At 71.7% G+C, this 17,681-nt stretch carries 13 protein-coding genes and 3 pseudogenes; 6 read left to right on the forward strand and 10 right to left on the reverse strand.

The features are described 5' to 3' along the window. Positions 1-8 precede the first annotated feature (8 nt). Positions 9-326: a hypothetical protein gene (locus ACK1X7_RS09250; protein WP_413114931.1), complete on the reverse strand. Its 318-nt coding sequence runs from the start codon at positions 324-326 to the stop codon at positions 9-11. Between the two features lie 113 nt (positions 327-439). Then, positions 440-859 (reverse strand): annotated as a pseudogene (locus ACK1X7_RS09255) (LLM class flavin-dependent oxidoreductase); the annotation flags it as partial. 143 nt (positions 860-1,002) lie between these two features. On the opposite strand from ACK1X7_RS09255, the gene ACK1X7_RS09260 reads away from it, so the two are divergent. Beyond that, positions 1,003-2,151 (forward strand): serine hydrolase domain-containing protein, encoded by a 1,149-nt coding sequence (locus ACK1X7_RS09260; protein ID WP_385141836.1) that lies wholly within the window; start codon positions 1,003-1,005, stop codon positions 2,149-2,151. Between the two features lie 47 nt (positions 2,152-2,198). On the opposite strand, the gene ACK1X7_RS09265 is transcribed toward ACK1X7_RS09260, so the two are convergent. Genes ACK1X7_RS09265 through ACK1X7_RS09275 form a run of 3 tightly spaced genes read right to left on the reverse strand, consistent with a single transcriptional unit; the run spans position 2,199 to position 6,016 of the window. After that, positions 2,199-3,143, reverse strand: a complete 945-nt coding sequence (locus tag ACK1X7_RS09265) for an ROK family protein (RefSeq protein ID WP_413114932.1) — start codon at positions 3,141-3,143, stop codon at positions 2,199-2,201. A gap of 27 nt (positions 3,144-3,170) precedes the next feature. After that, the gene (locus tag ACK1X7_RS09270; protein WP_361501523.1) at positions 3,171-4,193 is read right to left on the reverse strand and encodes a LacI family DNA-binding transcriptional regulator; all 1,023 of its coding nucleotides are present in this window, start codon (positions 4,191-4,193) and stop codon (positions 3,171-3,173) included. Further along, on the reverse strand, positions 4,190-6,016 hold the full coding sequence (locus ACK1X7_RS09275) for a class I mannose-6-phosphate isomerase (protein ID WP_398161375.1): 1,827 nt from the start codon (positions 6,014-6,016) through the stop codon (positions 4,190-4,192). The genes ACK1X7_RS09270 and ACK1X7_RS09275 overlap by 4 nt, the downstream gene beginning before the upstream one ends. 109 nt (positions 6,017-6,125) lie before the next feature. Between ACK1X7_RS09275 and ACK1X7_RS09280 the strand changes: the two genes are divergently transcribed. Genes ACK1X7_RS09280 through ACK1X7_RS09295 form a run of 4 tightly spaced genes read left to right on the forward strand, consistent with a single transcriptional unit; the run spans position 6,126 to position 12,423 of the window. Next, positions 6,126-7,424 carry an ABC transporter substrate-binding protein gene (locus tag ACK1X7_RS09280; protein ID WP_413114933.1) on the forward strand — a complete coding sequence of 433 codons (1,299 nt, stop codon included), beginning with the start codon at positions 6,126-6,128 and terminating at the stop codon, positions 7,422-7,424. After that, positions 7,412-8,368 (forward strand): carbohydrate ABC transporter permease, encoded by a 957-nt coding sequence (locus tag ACK1X7_RS09285; protein ID WP_385141848.1) that lies wholly within the window; start codon positions 7,412-7,414, stop codon positions 8,366-8,368. The genes ACK1X7_RS09280 and ACK1X7_RS09285 overlap by 13 nt, the downstream gene beginning before the upstream one ends. Beyond that, positions 8,365-9,177 carry a carbohydrate ABC transporter permease gene (locus ACK1X7_RS09290; RefSeq protein ID WP_390792532.1) on the forward strand — a complete coding sequence of 271 codons (813 nt, stop codon included), beginning with the start codon at positions 8,365-8,367 and terminating at the stop codon, positions 9,175-9,177. Before ACK1X7_RS09285 ends, ACK1X7_RS09290 begins: the two co-directional genes overlap by 4 nt. A 27-nt stretch (positions 9,178-9,204) precedes the next feature. Next, the gene (locus ACK1X7_RS09295; RefSeq protein WP_413114934.1) at positions 9,205-12,423 is read left to right on the forward strand and encodes an alpha-mannosidase; all 3,219 of its coding nucleotides are present in this window, start codon (positions 9,205-9,207) and stop codon (positions 12,421-12,423) included. Positions 12,424-12,477: 54 nt separating this feature from the next. Here ACK1X7_RS09295 and ACK1X7_RS09300 read toward each other — a convergent pair. Then, positions 12,478-12,639, reverse strand: a pseudogene (locus tag ACK1X7_RS09300) (aldo/keto reductase); the annotation flags it as partial. Between the two features lie 155 nt (positions 12,640-12,794). Between ACK1X7_RS09300 and ACK1X7_RS09305 the strand changes: the two are divergent. Then, positions 12,795-12,932 (forward strand): annotated as a pseudogene (locus tag ACK1X7_RS09305) (enoyl-CoA hydratase/isomerase family protein); the annotation flags it as partial. Positions 12,933-13,076: 144 nt separating this feature from the next. Here ACK1X7_RS09305 and ACK1X7_RS09310 read toward each other — a convergent pair. From ACK1X7_RS09310 to ACK1X7_RS09325, 4 genes are all read right to left on the reverse strand, one after another. Continuing rightward, on the reverse strand, positions 13,077-14,258 hold the full coding sequence (locus ACK1X7_RS09310) for an Ig-like domain-containing protein (RefSeq protein ID WP_413114935.1): 1,182 nt from the start codon (positions 14,256-14,258) through the stop codon (positions 13,077-13,079). Positions 14,259-14,781: 523 nt separating this feature from the next. Continuing rightward, a complete protein-coding gene (locus ACK1X7_RS09315; RefSeq protein ID WP_385158033.1) occupies positions 14,782-15,897 on the reverse strand; it encodes a M24 family metallopeptidase in 1,116 nt (371 codons plus the stop codon). Between the two features lie 236 nt (positions 15,898-16,133). Continuing rightward, a complete protein-coding gene (locus tag ACK1X7_RS09320; protein WP_390792529.1) occupies positions 16,134-16,718 on the reverse strand; it encodes a hypothetical protein in 585 nt (194 codons plus the stop codon). A gap of 95 nt (positions 16,719-16,813) precedes the next feature. Further along, positions 16,814-17,674, reverse strand: a complete 861-nt coding sequence (locus tag ACK1X7_RS09325; protein ID WP_385158037.1) for a 3-hydroxybutyryl-CoA dehydrogenase — start codon at positions 17,672-17,674, stop codon at positions 16,814-16,816. Positions 17,675-17,681: the final 7 nt, after the last annotated feature.

The raw sequence follows: 17,681 nt of genomic DNA on the forward strand, positions 1-17,681 counted from the left end.
GGCCCTGGCTATGCCGCCGGGCGGGTCCAGGTCCGGGCGAGTTCCGCGACCCAGGTGGCCGCCGCGTCGGGAGCGGGCGGCGGAGCGCCGACGAGGACGAGTTCGGTGACGCCCGCCGCGCCGAGTGCGGGGAGGTGTTCCGGGGTGCCGTCGCTCACCGCGACGGCGACCGTGAGCTCGTCGAACGCACGGCCGTGGCGGGCGCACTCGTCGGCGAGAACGGCGATCCGCGCCGGGACGTCGGCCACCGGGACGTTGAAGCCGTACCAGCCGTCGGCGAGCGTGACCGCCCGGCGCAAGGCGGCGTCGCTGTTGCCACCGACCATGACCGGCAGCCGCCCGCCGCGCGGGGGCTTCGGGTTGACCCGGATCGCCTCGAAGCGGATGAACTCCCCGCGTAGGAGGCCGGATACGCCGCCAAGAGAGCGCGCATCGCCGCAAGGTACTCCTCGGCGCGCCGCCCGCGCCCGGCGAACGGGACTCCGAGCGCCGCGAATTCCTCGGCCGACCAGCCGACCCCGACCCCTAGGCCGAACCGCCCGGCGGAGAGCACATCGAGTGTGGCGGCCCGCTTGGCGACCAGGACCGGGTTGTGCTCGGGCAGCAGGAGTACGCCGGTGGCCAGCACCGTCACCGATCCCGAGCGTGTGCAACCCCACTCGCATGCTCCACCTCCGGGCGTCACCTTAGGCGCGAGGCGCGGGCGCACCCGGGTGGCGTGGCACGCCGCGCCACCCGGGTGCGGCGGGGCATGTCGTCCGGACGAGCGAAGGCTTTCCCCGATGCCCTCTGGAGGAAGCCTCGAGCATGTCCACGGGGGGTAACCCCAGCCACTGCCCTGAGGGCAGCGCATCGGCATGTCAGGGGGACGACCGGATGGGCCGATCCCCGCTCCGCTGGTGGGATGGTCGCAGACCACCGGCTCCGGGGACGAAACAGCCGCGGGCGCGGCCTGCGCGGCCCCCCAACGAGCGGGGCAACCCGAACAGAAAAGGGCTCACCATGCAGATGCTGGGAAGACACCGACGGGGCCGGCTCGCCCTGACCGGCCTGGCGGCCACGGTCCTCCTCGCCGCCTCGACCGGACCGGCGGCGGCGAAGCCTCGGCAGACCGATCCGCTCCAACAGCGGGTGGACGCGGTCCACGACACCGGGGCCGTCGGTGTGCTCGCCGAGGTGACGTCACCGGACGGACATGACAGCGCACGCGCCGGGACGGCCAAGGTGGGCACCGGGAGGCCGATGCCACGGAACGGCGGTTTCCGGATCGGCAGCGCCACCAAGACCTTCACCGCAACGGTCGTGCTGCAACTCGTCGGCGAGGGGCGCATGTCCCTGGAGGACACCGTCGAGCAGTGGTTACCGGGAGTGGTCCAGGGCAACGACAACGACGGCGGCCGAATCACCGTGCGGCAACTGCTCCAGCACACCAGCGGCATCCATGACGTCCTGCCGGAGATACCCGCGTTGAACAGCGCGGAGGGCTATCGGGCCGAGCGGTTCCGCACCTACACCCCGCAGGAGTTGGTGGCGCTGGCGATGAACCACCGGCCCGACTTCCCGCCGGGCGACGGCTGGTCGTACTCCAACACCAACTACATTCTCGCCGCGATGATCATCCATGAGGTCACCGGCCGGAGCTGGGCACAGGAGGTCAACGCCCGGATCATCCGCCCGCTGGGCCTGAGGAACACCAGCACGCCCGGCGCCTCCCCGTCCATCCCGGGCCCGCACGCCCACAGCTACGCCGCCTTCTCCACCGACACCAGCCTCGACGTCACGGCGCTCAATCCGAGCATGGCCGCCGGCTCCGGCTCGATCATCAGCACCACGCACGACCTGAACCGGTTCTACGCCGCACTGCTCGGCGGCCGTCTGCTGGCTCCGGCACAGCTCGACGAGATGACGACCACCACACCAGCGCCCGAACTGGGCGTGAGGTACGGACTCGGTCTGGGCGAGATCCCGTTGTCCTGTGGCGGCGGCTACTTCGGCCACCCGGGCGAACTGCTCGGCTATCACACCTGGGCCGGCGCCACCCGAGACGGCACCCGGACCGCCGTGGTGTACGTCACCAGCGACGGCGGCGACGACACCCAGCAGGCCATGAGCACACTCGTGGACCAGGAACTGTGCCGGACCCGCCCCTGATACCCCGGTCCGGTCCGCGGTCCATGTGCGAGTCGGGTGGGCGGGCGCTACGCGCGGCGGGCCGCGAACACCGCCGCGCCCAGGAGGGCCTGGTCCTCGCCGTCGTCGCGTACCGACAGGGTGAGTCGTGCGAGCCGCGGGTCGTGGTGGGTCAGACCGGCGTGGAGGGGTGGGCCTATCAGGGGCCATGCGGCAGTGATGGAGCCGCCGAAGACCACCGTGTCGGCCTCGAAGGCGGTCAGCCAGGGGGCGAGGGTGTCGCCGAGGGTGCGCAGGGCCGAGGTGATGATGTCGCGGGCGGTGGTGTCGGCCACGGCGAGGGCCGTCAGTTCCCGCAGCCCGTCGACGGGTCGGCCGGTGCGGTCCGTGTAGCGGGCGGTCATGGCCCGGGGGGAGACCGTGTCCTCCAGCGGACGGCCGTCCACGGTGAGCAGGTCGACGCGGCCCTCGGGCGGCACGCGCGGGTCGTCCTCGACGATCCTCCCCCGGTCCAGGAACGCGGAGCCGATCCCCGTGCCGAGTGTGATCGCGACGAGGCGCCCGCTTCCGGTGTGGACCGTGTGCCGGGCGCCGAGCGCGAAGGCGGAGGCGTCGTTGAGGAACCGCAGCCCGGCCGGGCGCGGGTTCAGCCGGGGCGTCAGGAGTTCGCCGACGGCGAGGCCGTCCAGCGAGGCGAACTTGCCGACGCCGTGGTAGCGGGCGATGCCGCGCGCGTAGTCGAACGGCCCCGGGACCGCGATGCCCCAGGTGCCGCGGACCGCACGCGCGCCGCGGGCGGTCGCCGAGAGCACGCCGCCCGCGGTCTCGGCGAGTGCGGCGAGGAAGTCCTCGGGGCCGACGTCGGGCGCCAGCGGCAGGCGGCGCCTGGTGCCGTCGGCGATCCGGGCCCGGTCGAGGTCGACGGCCGCCCCGGTGACATGGGAACCGCCCACTTCGAGGACGGGCACGAGGGGAGGCGGCACGACGGTGGACGGCATAACGCTGGGCGGCACGGGACCTCCGGAAACCGTCATCGGCGCCTACCGCGGCGCCGGATGGTCGACAAGTGTGGTCGCGATCGTCACGCGCCGCGACGGCTGCGGGGCGGTGCTCGCCTGGCGCTCGAAGAGCAGCGTCGCCGCGGCCCGGCCGACCTCGACCGGGTCGTAGGAGACGACGGTGAGCGGCAGGTGCAGCATGTCGGCGAGTTCGATGTCGTCGAAGCCCGCGAGGGCGACCGGCTCCTGGTCCCGCGCGCGGTCCCGCAGGGCGCGCAGCGCGCCCACCGTGTTCCGGTTGTTGGCGGTCAGCAGCGCGGTCGGCGGGTCCGGCAGGGCGAGCATGGCGCGGGCCGCCTGCTCCGCGAGCGCGCTGTCGCTCCGGTGCCGGCTGACGTACCGCTCGTCGAGCGCGATGCCCGCCTCCTCCAGCGCCACCGCATAGCCGCGGAAGCGCTCGGAGCCCGTCCACAGCGACGGCGGCAGACCGAGGAAGCCGATACGGCGGTGGCCGCGGGCGATGAGCCGGCGGCAGGCGTCCCGGGTGCCGCCGAAGTCGTCGACCAGGACGCAGTCCACGTCGATGCCCATCGGCGGGCTGGCGGCGAGCACCACCGGGACGTCGCGCAGCCGTGTTCCGGCGAGGTGGCTGTGGTCATGCCCGGCCGGGACGACGACCAGGCCGTCCACACCGCGGTCCACCAGGTCGGCCACCACCTCGCGTTCGGCGGCCGGGTCCTCCCCGGTGCTGCCGAGCATGACCCGTGCGCCGTAGCCCACACAGATCTGCTCGAGGCCCACGGCGAGTTGGGAGTAGAACGGGTTCGCCAGGTTGGTCACGACCAGGCCGATGAGCTCGTTCGGGCCGCCCGAACGCAGCTCCCGGGCCCGCTTGTTGGGGCGGTAGCCGAGGGCCTCCACCTCGGCGAGCACCCGCTGCCGGGTGGCCTCGCCGATACCACGCTGACCGCGCAGCGCGCGGGAGACGGTCATCGGGCTGACGCCGAGCCGCGCGGCCACGTCCCGCATGGTGAGGGCCGGTTCGGAACCCGAGTGTGCGCTCATACCACCTGTGCCTTCACCAGACGGACCGGCTCCGGCCCCTGATTGTGCACGCGGTAGGAGGTGACGGACGCCGGGACTGCGAGAGTCTCCGCATAGTGTACGGAGTGCCGGTGCCCGGCGGCGGTGGTGATGACCGCGCCCTGCCCGTCCACCACGGTCAGCACATGGAAGCGGCCGTCGGTCCGCTGCTCGGCGGTCCGGCCCGGCTCGACGGCGATCCGGTGCACCTGGAAGAACATCGCCGGCAGCGCGCCGAGCAACTCCTCCGTCCAGCCGTCGCCGGAGGGCAGCGGCCGGGGCCGCTGGACCAGTTCGCGGGCGACCGCGGCCCCCGAGCGCGCCGGGTCGAGGTTGCGGAAGGCGTGCTCCACGTGCACGGCGCGCTGCCGGTCCGCGGCGTCCCGCCGCAGCCAGTCGTAGAACCGCAGGGAGTACAGGTAGGGGGTGGCGCTGACTTCGAGGACGACATTGCCCTCGCCGCTGCCGTGCGGCGTACCGGCCGGGACCAGGTAGAGCTGTCCGGCCTCGGCGGGAAACACCTGCACATACCGCTCGATGTCGAACGGTGTGCCGTGTGCGTCGGCGGCGTGCGCGCTGTGGTGGAACGCCTCGACGTCGGCGCCTTCGCGCAGTCCGAGGAAGACCTTGCTGTGGTCCCCGGCGTGCATCAGGTAGTAGGTCTCGTGCTGGGTGTACGGCCAGCCGAAGACATCACGCATGTCGTCGGGCCTGGGGTGGCAGTGGACGGAGAGGTTGCCGCCACCGACGGTGTCGAGGTAGTCGAAGCGCACGGGGAACGACGTGCCGAACATCTCGTGCACGGCGGGGCCGAGCACATCCACCGGGGAGAGCGCGACCACGAGCTGGAACGGCACCTCCACACACCGGGAGGCGTCGTCGCCGAGCAGGACACCGCTCTCCGGCGCGATCAGCTCGTAGCCGAGGGCGGTGTTCTCCGCGTCCGGGTTGTGACCGAGCGTCTCCTGTCCCCAGTGTCCGCCCCACGGCGTCGAGTTGAAGGTCGGCCGGGTACGGAAGGGGCGGGTGGCGAGCGACCGGCAGGTCTCGCGCAGCGCCTGCCCGCCGATCGACGTCGGGGCGACGGTATCGGTAACGTCGATCCAGCGGTCGATCCGCCCCGCCATCTGGTCGCGATGGCGGTCGAGCAGCGGCCAGTCGATGTAGAGCAGCCGCCGCAGGGTCGGCGGCTCATCCTCGGGCGCCGCGAGGTGGCGGCCCCGGCCACGCTTGACCGCCGCCTCCGCGTACCGCTTGGGCAGATCGGCCCACCACAGGACGTCGGCGTCCGCGAGCGCGGCGCCGGGCCCGAGCAGGATGCGCAGCGCGCCGCCCTCCCCCGGGCCTGACTCTCCCGCGCCGCCCTCCCCCGGGCCACCCTCCCCCGGGCCGGATTCACCCGCACCGATCTCCCTTGGGCCTGCGAGCCCCGCCAGGGCCCGCGGGTCCATCAGGTCGGACAGCTCTCCCCCGGCCAGCCGCGCGAAGTCGGGGTCGTCCCGCAGCTCTTCGGAGTCCGTGAGCCGCCGTACCGTCTCCCAGTCGCGCACCGCCGTGCGGACGTCCGCGAACTCCACCGGGGTGCGCCGATCGTCGAACGCCGCACGCAGCCCGGCGGCGACGGCGGCCCAGTCCAGTACGGCGGGGCCGTCCACGGCGAGGACCCGGGTCCCCTTCGGAAGCGTCCCGGCCGCGTCGGCCCAGCCGACGGCGACCGTGTCGGCGAGGACGGGATAGCACGGTGCCGGATCGTACCGCGGTGCCTTCTGCGGTGCCTTCGCCTTGACCTGCGGAGCCTCGCCCATGTCACCAATCCCGTGAGATACGTTAACGCGCGTCTTTTCAAACCACCTGCACGCCTGTACGTTACCGATAACTTATCAGGTCGGTGATTCCGTGACGAGGGGGTCTCAGATGGGGTCGATCGACATGCCACAGGGGACCAGCCGCCGCCGGGTGTTGGCCTCCTCCTTCGCAGCCGTCTCCGGTCTCGCGCTCAGTGCGTGCGCACGAGGTTCGATGAGCCGGCCCGCACCGGCCGACGTGGTCTCGGTGTTCAACGACAACCCCACCTGGGCGCCGGGTTTCCGGGCGGCGGGCAGCCAATTGCGGCCACTGTCCGGCTTCCGGCTCGCGCCGCGGGCGGTTCCCAACGTCAGCAACTACCAGCAGATCGTGCGGATGTCGGCGCAGACCGACTCCACGGCCGATCTCATCAAGTGGTGGAACGGCTACCGGCTGCGCGACATCGCCCGCGCCGGGATCCTCGCCGATGTCACCGACGCCTGGGACGAGGCGGCCCGGCGCGGCTGGAGCGACGACACCGCGTTGCGCGAGACCTTCAGCCACGAGGGACGGCAGTACGGCGTCCCGCTCTACAAGTCGTACTACGTGGTCTTCCACAGCAGGTCCGTCTTCAAGCGGCTCGGGGTGGAGGTGCCGAGGACCTGGCAGCAGTTCCTCGACGTGGTGGACGCCGCCCACGCCGAGGGCATCACCCCGATCTCCTCCGGCGGCGCCACCACCTGGGAGTCCTCGATCTGGTTCCAGCAGCTCGTCAACGGGCTGGACCACCGCTTCTACCTCGACCTCGCGGCGGGCCGGGCCTCGTACACCGACGATGTGTGCCGGCGCGCGATGGTCCTGTGGAGCGATCTGTACCGGCGGGGCGCGTTCTCCTCGCCCGACGCCTCGTCCACGGACGTACCGGGCCAGTTCACCCGGGGCAGCACCGCCATGTGCCTCTATGGCACCTGGAACACCGGGGCGTTCCTCGACACCGGGGTCAAGGAGGCCGACCTCGGCGCGTTCCTGCTGCCCCCGCCGCCCGGCGGCGCCCCCTCGGTCCTCGTGGAGAGCGGTGTGCTGGCGGTATCGGCGAACGCCCACAAGCGCGACGCCGCCCTGGCCGTGGCACGCTCCTGGCTCGACCCGGCGGTCCAGACGGCGTGGACGGGATTCCTGCGGGACACCTCCGCCGACCCGGGCGTCGTGCCGAAGGTGGACACGGTGCGCCAGGTCGCCGCCCAGGTGCGACGGGACCGGCCGACCCAGGCCATCCGCTACTGGGAGGCGTCGCCCCCGGTACTGATCGAAGGGAACGTCCAGGACTTGAGCGCCTTCATGATCGACCCCACGTCGGCGCAGGCGACGAAGACCCTGACGAACATGCAGCACCGAGCCGACAAGGAGTGGAAGATGTGGACGTCCTGACCACTGCCGAGGAGGCGGCCGGCCGAGCGCGGCCGCGCCGCCCCGAGGCCCCCGTGCCCGGCCCGCGCTCCGATCGCCACCGAGCCGCCGCCTGGGTGGGCGCGTTCCTCGCCCCCGCCGTGGCGCTGGTCCTGCTGCTCCTGGTCGTGCCCTTCCTGGTCACCGCATGGCGCAGCCTCTTCGACGACAACGGCATCACCGCGCGCTTCGTCGGCCTGTCCAACTACACCGCGCTCTTCTCCGACCCCGACTTCGGCCGGTCGCTGCTGAACACCGTGCTCTGGGTGGTGGGCACGCTGGTCCTTCCCGTACTGCTGGGCCTGCTCCTCGCGGTGCTGACCCATTCGGTGCGCTGGGGCGCGGTGGCCCGCACCGCCGTGGTCATCCCGTACGCGCTCTCCGGCTCGGCGACGGCGCTGCTGTGGACGTTCCTGCTGAAGAGCGACGGGGCGGTCAACCAGACGCTGGCCGCGGTGGGGCTCGGCGGCTGGCAGCAGGAGTGGCTGCTGCACTGGCCGATGAACACCCTCGTCATGATCGTGGCCACGACGTGGCAGGCGACCGGGGCCTCGCTGATCCTGTTCCTGATCGGGCTCCAGACCATTCCCCCGGAGACCATCGAGGCCGCCCGGATCGATGGCGCGCAGGGCCTCCAGCTCTTTCTGCGTGTGATCGTGCCGCAACTGCGGCCGATGACCGTCGTGGTGGTGGGCATGTCCATCGTCAACAGCCTGAAGACCTTCGACATGGTGTGGCTGCTCACCCAGGGCGGCCCCGGAACGGCCTCCGAGACGCTCGCGCTGACGATGTACCGGCAGACCTTCACCCTCAACCGGTACGGCTACGGCGCGGCCGTCTCCGTCGTACTGACGGTCGTCGTCATCGCCGCCTCCTGGCTCTACCTGCGGCAACAGGTGCGACAGCGGTCGGGGGACGCCGTATGACGGGCAGGACGGTACGTGGCGCCCTGGTCATCCTGGTCTCCGTGCTGTGGCTGGTGCCGACCTGGCTGGTCGTCGTCAACGCCTTCACCCCGGCCAAGCAGTACACCGGATCGCCACGGTGGTGGTTCGCCTCCCCCGGGCTGTTCGCCAACATCCGCGCCGCGTTCGAGAGCGCCGACGTCGGGCGGGGACTGCTCAACACCCTGCTGTACGCGGTGATCGGCGCGGCGGTGGCGGTGCTGATCGCGGCACTCGCCTCGTTCGCCGTCACCGTGATGCCGGTACGGCGGCCCGGATTCTGGTTCTGGTTCATCTTCACCGGCACCGTGCTGCCCCTCCAGACGTTTCTGTCCCCCCTGTTCACCGGGTACGCCGCCACCGACCTCTACGACACCCAGTACGGCATGCTGCTGATCTATGTGGCGCTGACCATCCCCTTCGCGTTCTTCGTCAACCGCAACTTCATGCTCACCGTGCCAAGGGAGATCTCCGAGGCGGCCCAGCTCGACGGCGTGAACTGGCTGTCGATGTTCCTGCGGATCCATCTGCCGCTGGCCAGGAACGCGTTGCTGGCCGCGTTCATCTTCCAGTTCACCTGGATCTGGAACGACCTGCTGTTCGGCATCACCCTGTCGCTCAGCCCGAATGTGCGGCCGGTGACGGCCACACTGGCCGACCTCGGCGGCAACTACTCCACGGTGGGGCCGCCCGTCGTGCTCGCCGGCGCGCTCCTGGCGTCGCTGCCGACCGTGATCCTCTTCTTCGTGTTCCAGCGCTTCTTCGTCAACAGCCTGCGGCTCACGGCCTGAACCGAACCACCCTGGGAGAGAAGACATATGACGACGCGCGCCCTCGTACGCGACCGCCGCTGGTCCACCGACAAGGCCCGGACGAGCATGATCGGCCTGGCCGTCGCCGCCACCGCGCGGGCCGGCGGCGTGGAACTGCGGGCCCTGCCGGAACACCTCGTACGCCGCGATGACACCGGCGCCCGGCGCGGCGTGCGCATCCTCGTCTCCGGCGACACGCCCGACACCGGCGGCTGGACCTTCGAGGTGGAGGTCGCCGGCCGTGGCCGGGTGCCCGTCGAGGTGCTGCCCGCGCCCGGCGGGCCACGCCTGATGCTCCCGCTGGAGACCGACCGCCGCGACGTACGGATCCAGGCCCGCAACGGCGACGCGTCGGCGGTGCTCGCCTTCGCGCTGGAACCACCGCGGGACTGGACGATCCACCTGGTCCACCACTCGCATCTGGACATCGGCTACACCGATCCCCAGGGCACCGTCCTCGGCGAACACGTCGCCTTCCTCGACTCCTGCCTCGATCTGACCCGTACCACCGACGGCTGGCCCGATGACGCCAGGTTCCGGTGGGCCGTGGAGTCGCTGTGGTCGTTCGAGCAGTGGGCCGCCGTCCGGCCGCCGGAGCGGGTCGCGGAGTTCGTCGAGCGGGTCCGGGCCGGCCAGATCGAGCTGACCGCCATGCCGTACAACCTCCACAGCGACACCTGCTCCACCGACGAACTGCACGAACTGCTGCGGCTGGCCCGCCGGGTGCGGGACACCTACGGGATCGAGTTCCACTCGGCCATGCAGACCGATGTGCCCGGCTCCGTCGCCGGGCTGCCGGACGCCCTGTCCCCGCTGGGCGTGCGCTATCTGTCGGTGGCGCACAACTGGGCCGGGCGCTCGGTGCCCACCACCAACGGCGGGGCACGGCTGCCGCGCCTGTTCCGGTGGCGCGCCCCGTCCGGCAAGGAGGTGCTGGTGTGGATGACCGACAGCCCCCACGGCCTGGCCTATATGGAAGGGCCGGTGCTGGGCTTCGACACCTCCTACGCCATGGTGGACGACCTGCTGCCCGCCTATCTGACGTCGCTGGCGACCAACCCCTACCCGATCCCGCCCGAGCTCCTCGGCTCACCGTCCCCCTCGCCGGGCGAGCGCGAGCCCTACCCGTGGGATGTGCTGCATCTGAGGGTGCAGGGCCACTTCGGGGACAACGCGCCGCCGCGGCTGATCCTCGCCGAGACCGTACGCCGCTGGAACGAGACATGGGACAGCCCCAGGCTGCGGCTGTCCACCAACACCGACTTCTTCACCGACGCCGAGGCCCGGCTCGGCGACGCCATCCCCGCCTTCGAGGGTGACTGGGGCGACTGGTGGGTCGAGGGCGTCGGCTCGGGCGCCCGGCCCCAGGCCATGGTGCGCCGCGCCCAGTCCACCGTCACCGACGCCACCACCCTCTACGGCATGGCCGCCCTGGCCTCCCCCGCGGCGCCCACCGCCGATCTGGCCGCGGCCGCCCGCGGCGGCGCCGACCAGGTGTACCGGTCGGTGTCCCTGTTCAACGAGCACACCTGGGGCGCCGCCGACCCGTGGACCCACGGTGACGCGGGCGGCGAGTCGGGCGAGCAGCAGTGGCACTGGAAGTACGGATACGCGCTGCACGGCGACAACGACGCCGACACCTTCCTCGACCACGCCTCGGCCGCACTCGGCGCCCTGCTGCCCACCGCGGCCGGCGCCGATGTGACGTACTGGGCCGTCAACACCACGGCGGTGGCCCGCACCTCGGTCGTGACGGTGTTCCTGCGCGAGAGCCGGGTCCCGCTCACCAGCACGGTGTCGGTGACCGACGGCCGCACCGGCGCCGAACTGCCGCTGGTCCAGGAGGCGCAGACCAACCCGGTCCACCGGGACGCCGGGCGGTGGCTGCACATCCAGGTGCCCGATGTGCCGCCGTTCGGCCTCGTACGGCTGGATGTGACGGTGACCGGCACGGACGGCGGCAAGGCGGTGACCTCCCCCGCCGCGCTCCGCCTGGACGGGGGCGAGGAGGACGAGGAGGGCGAGAAGCGCGGGAACCGCGCCGTCCCGCTGCCCACCGCCGACGACCTGATCCTGGAGAACGACCATCTGCGCGTCCGCGTCGACCTGACCACGGCCTGTGTGGCGAGCCTCGTCGAAAAGGCCACCGGCCGCGAACTCGTCGACCAGGACGCCGTCGTCGGCTTCAACGGCTACGTCTACGACACCTACACCACCGCGGGCGGCTACAACCACCAGGCCAACAAGACCACCGTGAGCGAGGAGCTGGAACTCCTCGGCTCCCGGACCCTGGCCCGCCCCGCCATACTCCTCGAACGCGTCGACGACGCCCTCGGCCGGCGCCTCACCTACGAGTACGCGGCCGACGGCGTCCGCCGGGCCCGCACCACGCTCAGCCTCGGCCGTGACGACGCCCACCTGGTGATCGACAACCGCTTCGACAAGCCCGCCACCATGACGAAGGAGAGCGCCTACCTCGCGTTCCCCTTCGCGCTGACGCGGCCCACGGTGCACTACGAGATCACCGGGGCACTGACCGGCACCGGCCTCGCCCATGTGCCCGGCGCACCCCAGCACATGCGTGCCGTGCGGTCGTTCGTCTCCCTGGCGGACGACGGCGGCCCCGTCGCCTGGATCACCCGGGACGCGCCGCTGGTCGAGCCGGAGACCATCGCCCTGCCCTACGCGCCCTTCCCCGACTCGACCGCACCGCGCCGGCCCGGCACGGTCTACTCCTGGGTGCACAACAACCTCTGGGACACCAACTTCCCGTCCCAGCAGGCGTTCCACACCACCTTCCGCTACGCGGTGGGCGTGCGCCGCGACGGCGAGAGCATCGACGCCGACGCCCTGGCGCTGCGCACCGCCTACGAGGTCGACCACCCGCTGATCGGCGTCCCGGCGCACGGTGCCCCCGACGCGGACCGCCCGGCCGAACGCGCGCTGCTCTCCGTGGACGACACGCGCGTCGCGGTCCGCGACGTGGCCCCGGTGCCGGGTGACGACGGCGTCGACCTGCTGGTGAGGCTCCAGTCCTTCGTCACGGAGCCGCGCACGGTCCGCCTCAGGTGCGGCTTCCCGGTCGCGGGCGCCGAGCGCGCCACCTATCTCGGCGACCCCGACGGCCCCGCCACGCTCGACGGCGACGACATCCTGGTGGACATCCCCCGCCTGGGCAGCACTGCGGTGCGGGTGCGCCTCGGCGCGGCGGGAGTAGCGGGGTAGCTGGGCGGCGTCGTACGAGCCGCCCGCCACCGACCAGGACCCGGCGGCGGGCGGCTCCCACGACGCGCTCCATACCGAGTACGACGACTGGACCGCCGTCACCGGGTGCACGGCGTGGGCCCGGCGGACCGTGTCAGGGCCCGCCTCGGACAGGCCGAGATACCGGACCTTGCCCTCCTCCACCAGCTCGGCGACCGTGCCCGCCACGTCCTCGATCGCCTGGTATCCCACCCCTCATGCGGTCCTCTTGGCAGCGATTCTGGCCCCGCTGGTCGAACCGATCACAGCGTCGTCGTCACGACGTTGCACCGCGAAGCACCGCCGGGCAGGATCCGCGATCATCTGGCTGACGACCCTCCTTGAACCCGATGATGCGGCTCCACGAACGCCTCAGGTCGCTGCCGCGGATCACGATTGCCAAGGTGTGCGGGCTGGCCCGCGGTGGCGGTGCGGAACTGCTGTCGGCCATGGACATGCGGTTCGCCTCCCTCGAGCGCGCCGGTCTGGCGCAGCCCGAGACCGCGGGGGCGATCATCCCGGGCGCGGGAGGCACCGCATACCCAGCCCGGTCTCGTAGGCCGCACACGCGCGGCCGAGCCCCGCCACCACCCCTCGGGTGGTGGCGGGGCTCAGTGCGGTGCGGTGCTGACCGGTCAGGTGATGACCTGGGTGTAGGTGGGGCTCGTGGAGCCGTTGAAGTTGTCGTCACCCGAGTAGGACGCGGTGACGCTGTAGGTGCCCGCGCTCACGCCGACGTGGGCGAAGAAGAACCCGGTGGAGTCCACCGGCCCGCTGACGGTGATCAGGTTCAGCACGTTGGTGATGGTGATGGTGACCGTTCCCGTGCGGGTCCCCGCACCCGGGGCGACGGGGCCCACGAAGGCGGCGTAGGTGATCGCCTGGAGCGCCGGGGCGGGGTTGGTGTCGGAGCTGACCGCGATGGTCGTATCCGCCTTGTTCACCGTCTGGGTCAGCGACGCGGACGACGTGGCGAAGTTGGTGTCACCGCTGTAGGTGGCCGTCACGGTGTGCGACCCCGTACCCGGGGCGCTGGTGGTGAACGTCGCCGTGCCGCCCGTCAGCGGTTGGGTGGATGTGCCGCCGCCGGTGCCGGTGATCGTGAAGGTGACCGTGCCGGTCGGGGTGCCGGTCGCGGGCGGGTTCGGCGTGACCGTGGCGGTGTACGTGACCGGCTGACCGAAGACGGACGGGTTGGCCGAGGACGTCAGTGTGGTGGTCGTGGCCGCGGGGCCGGGGTTCACCGTGTGGGTGTCGGTGCCGGTGGACGGCAGGAAGTCCGTGCTGCCGTTGTAGAGGGCGACCACGGTGTGGGTGCCGACGCCGAGGGTGCTGAGGCTGAGCGTCGCCATGCCGCCGGACAGCGGCTGGGTGAACGTACCGCCTCCGCTGCCGCCGATGATGAAGGTGACCGTGCCGGCCGGGGTACCCGCGCCCGGCGCGACCGGGGTGACCGTGGCGGTGAACGTCACCGGCTGCCCCAGCGTCGAGGGGTCCGGCGCCGAGGTCACCGTGGTCGTCGTCGACGCCGGGATCACCAGGACGGCCGTGGTGCCGGTGGACGAGGTGAAGTTGGCGTCGCCGTTGTAGGTGGCGGTGACGATGTGGGTGCCGCCGCTCAGGCCGCTCACGGTGACCGAGGCGGTCCCGCCCGACAGCGTCCCGGTCAGGGTGGGGCCACCGCTGACCACGAAGGTGACGGTGCCGGTGGGGGTTCCGGTGCCGAGCGGGATGACGGTGGCGGTGAGCGTGACCGACTGCCCGGAGACCGCGGGGTTGGGTGACGCCGTGACCAGGGTGACAGTGGGTGTAGCCATGACGGGCCCTCCAAAGCGGTTGGAATGGTGGGCCGTTACTCGCCATGCGCGACTGCGAGCGCGCGGGGCGGTGCATCGGAGGCTGGGGGGTGCGGGGGGGTGCGCACTTACGGCGATCCGCACGGGAACATTCCCGGGTCGCCGTCCCCCGGCAGATGGGGAACCCACCGGTCTGTAGCACCAGTAGGCGCGCGACACACCGCAAACGCCAGGGAAGCACCCCGAATTACCCTGAATGGCGCAGCGCCCGGCGGCTCGCGCCATCCCCTCCGCGCGTACCGGCCGAGCGCCGGTGCGACGGCGAGCCCACGTCGCGTCGCCGACGCCCGCGGCGGCGCGGTCCACCGCGGAAACTGCGCGGCCGGCGGCCGACAGCAGCGCAACGCCGCCCAGCGCGGCTACGACTGACCCGCACCTGACGGCAAGGCCGTCGAGAAGGCATACCCGTGCGGCGCCGCTCGCGCGGACCGGATCGGCCGCACGGGCATACGGCGTGGCAGCGGCTGAAGACCGTACCGGACGGTCACGGCAGTACGACCAGCTCACGGCTGGTGCGGTTGAGCCGTTCACCGCCGTCGTCGGTGCAGATGACGATGTCCTCGATGCGGGCTCCGAACCGGTCGGGAAGATAGATGCCCGGCTCGACGGAGAAGGCCATGCCGGGCTCCAGGGGGAGGGTGGAGCCCGCCACGATGTAGGGGTCCTCGTGGGTTTCCAGCCCGATGCCGTGGCCGGTGCGGTGGATGAAGTTCGGCCCGAAGCCCGCGTCCGTGATGATGTCCCGGCCGATCGCGTCCAGTTGCTCGGCGGTGATACCGGGCCGCACCGCGTCCGTCTGGGCGCGCTGGGCGGTCAGCAGCACCTCGTACAGCCGTCGGTACTCCGCCGGCGGCTCGCCGACGACGTAGTCGCGGGTGGAGTCGGAGCAGTAGCCGTCTTCGGTGGTCCCGCCGATGTCGACCACCACGGGGTCGCCGGGCAGGATCACCCGGTCCGACAGCTCATGGTGGGGACTGGCGCCGTGGGGTCCGGAGCCGACGATGACGAAGTCGGTCCGTACATGGCCTTCGGCCGTGATGGCTTCCGCGATGTCCCGGCCGACCTCGCGTTCGGTGCGTCCGGCGCGCAGCCACTCGCCCATGCGGGCGTGCACCCGGTCGATGGCCGCCCCCGCCCGGCGCAGCGCCTCGATCTCGGCCTGGGTCTTGCGGATCCGCAGTTGGCCGAGCACCTCTCCGGCGAGTGCCTGGTCGGTATCGGGCAGCACGGTGCGGAAGGCGATCGTCTTCTCGGCCCACATGTGGTTGTCGACGCCGACCCGGGCCATCCCGGTGGGAAGCCGGGCCGCGATGAGGGCATATGGGTCCTCGGTCTCGGCCCAGCCGGTGATCTCGATGCCGAGGTTCCCGGCCGGGGAGGCGAGCGCGGCGGGTCGTTCCAACTCCGGTACGAGAAGGAAGGGTTCGGCGTCCACGGGGAGTACGAGGCAGGTGAGCCGCTCCAGGGGCAGGGCGTGGTAACCCGTCAGATAGCGCAGGTCGGCGCCGGGGCTGATCAGCAGCGCGTCCAGGCCCGCACCGGCGGCGGCCTCCCGGGCGCGCTCCAGACGGTCGGCGGGGTAGAGATCGGTGGGGATCACAGGGCGTACTCCATCCTGGTGTCGGGCCGGGCCGAGGCAGCGGGCCGGACCGTCCTCGACCGGCTGATGGCCCCTTCGGCCTCAGCCTCCACAGCATGCGGCACAGCGGCAACCCCACGGGCACGGGACGCACCGCCGGTGCCAGGTCCGAGCCGACCGCCTGACCGACCGGACCCGCTCCTGGGGTCCTTCTGGCGGATCTCCGTGCGACGCCGCGGAGATCCGTCAGAAAGGCCCTATCCCAGATCCTCGAAGATCTCGCCCCAGAACCCGGATTCGTCCACATCCGAGTCCAGGTCGATCATGCGCTCCCGCAGATCGGTGACGGCGGCCGCCCGCACCGCCTCGTCGGCCGATTCCAGGGCCCTGCCCGATTCGGCGATCAGCCCGAGGAGTACGGCCAGCCGGGGCAGGGAATCGGCGGCCGGTCCCTGCCACCCGTCTGCGTGGTCCCACCCGTTGGGGTCGTAGTGGGTGATGCCACCGTCCGCCGCTTCGAGCATCAGGTGCTGGTCATACCGCGTGGCCACGGTGAAGCAGAAGTTCTTGGGCGGGGAGTCGTCGTCGGGGTAGCGGTTTCCGTAGATCTCGTCGGCGTCGAACGGTTCCAGCCCACCCTCGTCCCGCAGGTGCCGTGTGTCGATCCGTACGACGTCGAGACGGACGGCGGGAAAACCGACCGTGAGCAGGAACTCCCTCGACTGGGCGTCGGTCAGCTCAACCGGCAGACCGGCCTCGTCCGGCCGCCAGAGCGAGCCTTCGCCCAGCCGCTGCTCCAGCCACACCGCGTCCGGTATGAGTGGAGTGTCGTTGCTTTTCACCGCGTGGCCCCCATGAAGTCCGCGTCGTTCCGTCGTTGCGGGCCCCAGTCAATCGCATCGGGGGGACGCGGCTACTCAGCGCCACGGGGTCGCACTCAGCCGTCGTAGGTGTAGAAGCCACGACCGCTCTTACGGCCGAGGTGGCCTGCCGCGACCATGCGGCGCAGCAGGGCGGGCGGTGCGTACAGGGGCTCCTTGAACTCCTCGTACATCGACTCGGCCACCGCCTGGATGGTCTCCAGGCCGATGAGGTCGAGCAGGCGGAGCGGCCCCATGGGGTGGGCGCAGCCGAGTTCCATGCCCTGGTCGATGTCGTCCGGGCGCGCGGAGCCCGATTCCACCATGCGCACCGCGCTGAGCAGGTAGGGCACCAGGAGGGCGTTGACGACGAAACCGGAGCGGTCGGGTGCCTGGATGGCCTGCTTGCCGAGCTGCTCGGCGATGTCGTGGGTGCGCCGCACGGTCTCCTGGCTGCTGGTGAGAGCGGGGATGACCTCGACGAGCTGTTGCACGGGCACGGGGTTGAAGAAGTGCATGCCGATGACCTGGGCGGGCCGTTCCGTGGCCACCGCCAGGTCGACGATGGGAATCGAGGAGGTGTTGGTGGCCAGGATCGCCGCCGGGTCTGCCACGACCTTGTCCAGGGCGCGCAGGACGTCGGTCTTGATGTCACGGTTCTCGGCGACGGCCTCGATGACGAACTGGCGGTCGGACAGGTCACCGAGGTCGTGGGTGAAGGAAAGCCGGGCGAGGGCCTGGTCGCGCTGCTCCTCGCCGAGCTTGCCACGCCGTACGCCCCGGTCGAGGGAGGCGGTCAGACGACGGCGGCCCGCCTCGGCGGCGTCCGGGGTGGCTTCGGCGACACGGACATCGATGCCGTGGCGGGCGGCGACTTCGGCGACGCCGGAGCCCATGAGGCCGCAGCCGACAACGCCGAGACGGGTGACGGGATCCATCTGAGGT

The organism is Streptomyces sp. CY-1 (assembly GCF_047218265.1).
Taxonomy (GTDB): domain Bacteria; phylum Actinomycetota; class Actinomycetes; order Streptomycetales; family Streptomycetaceae; genus Streptomyces; species Streptomyces niphimycinicus.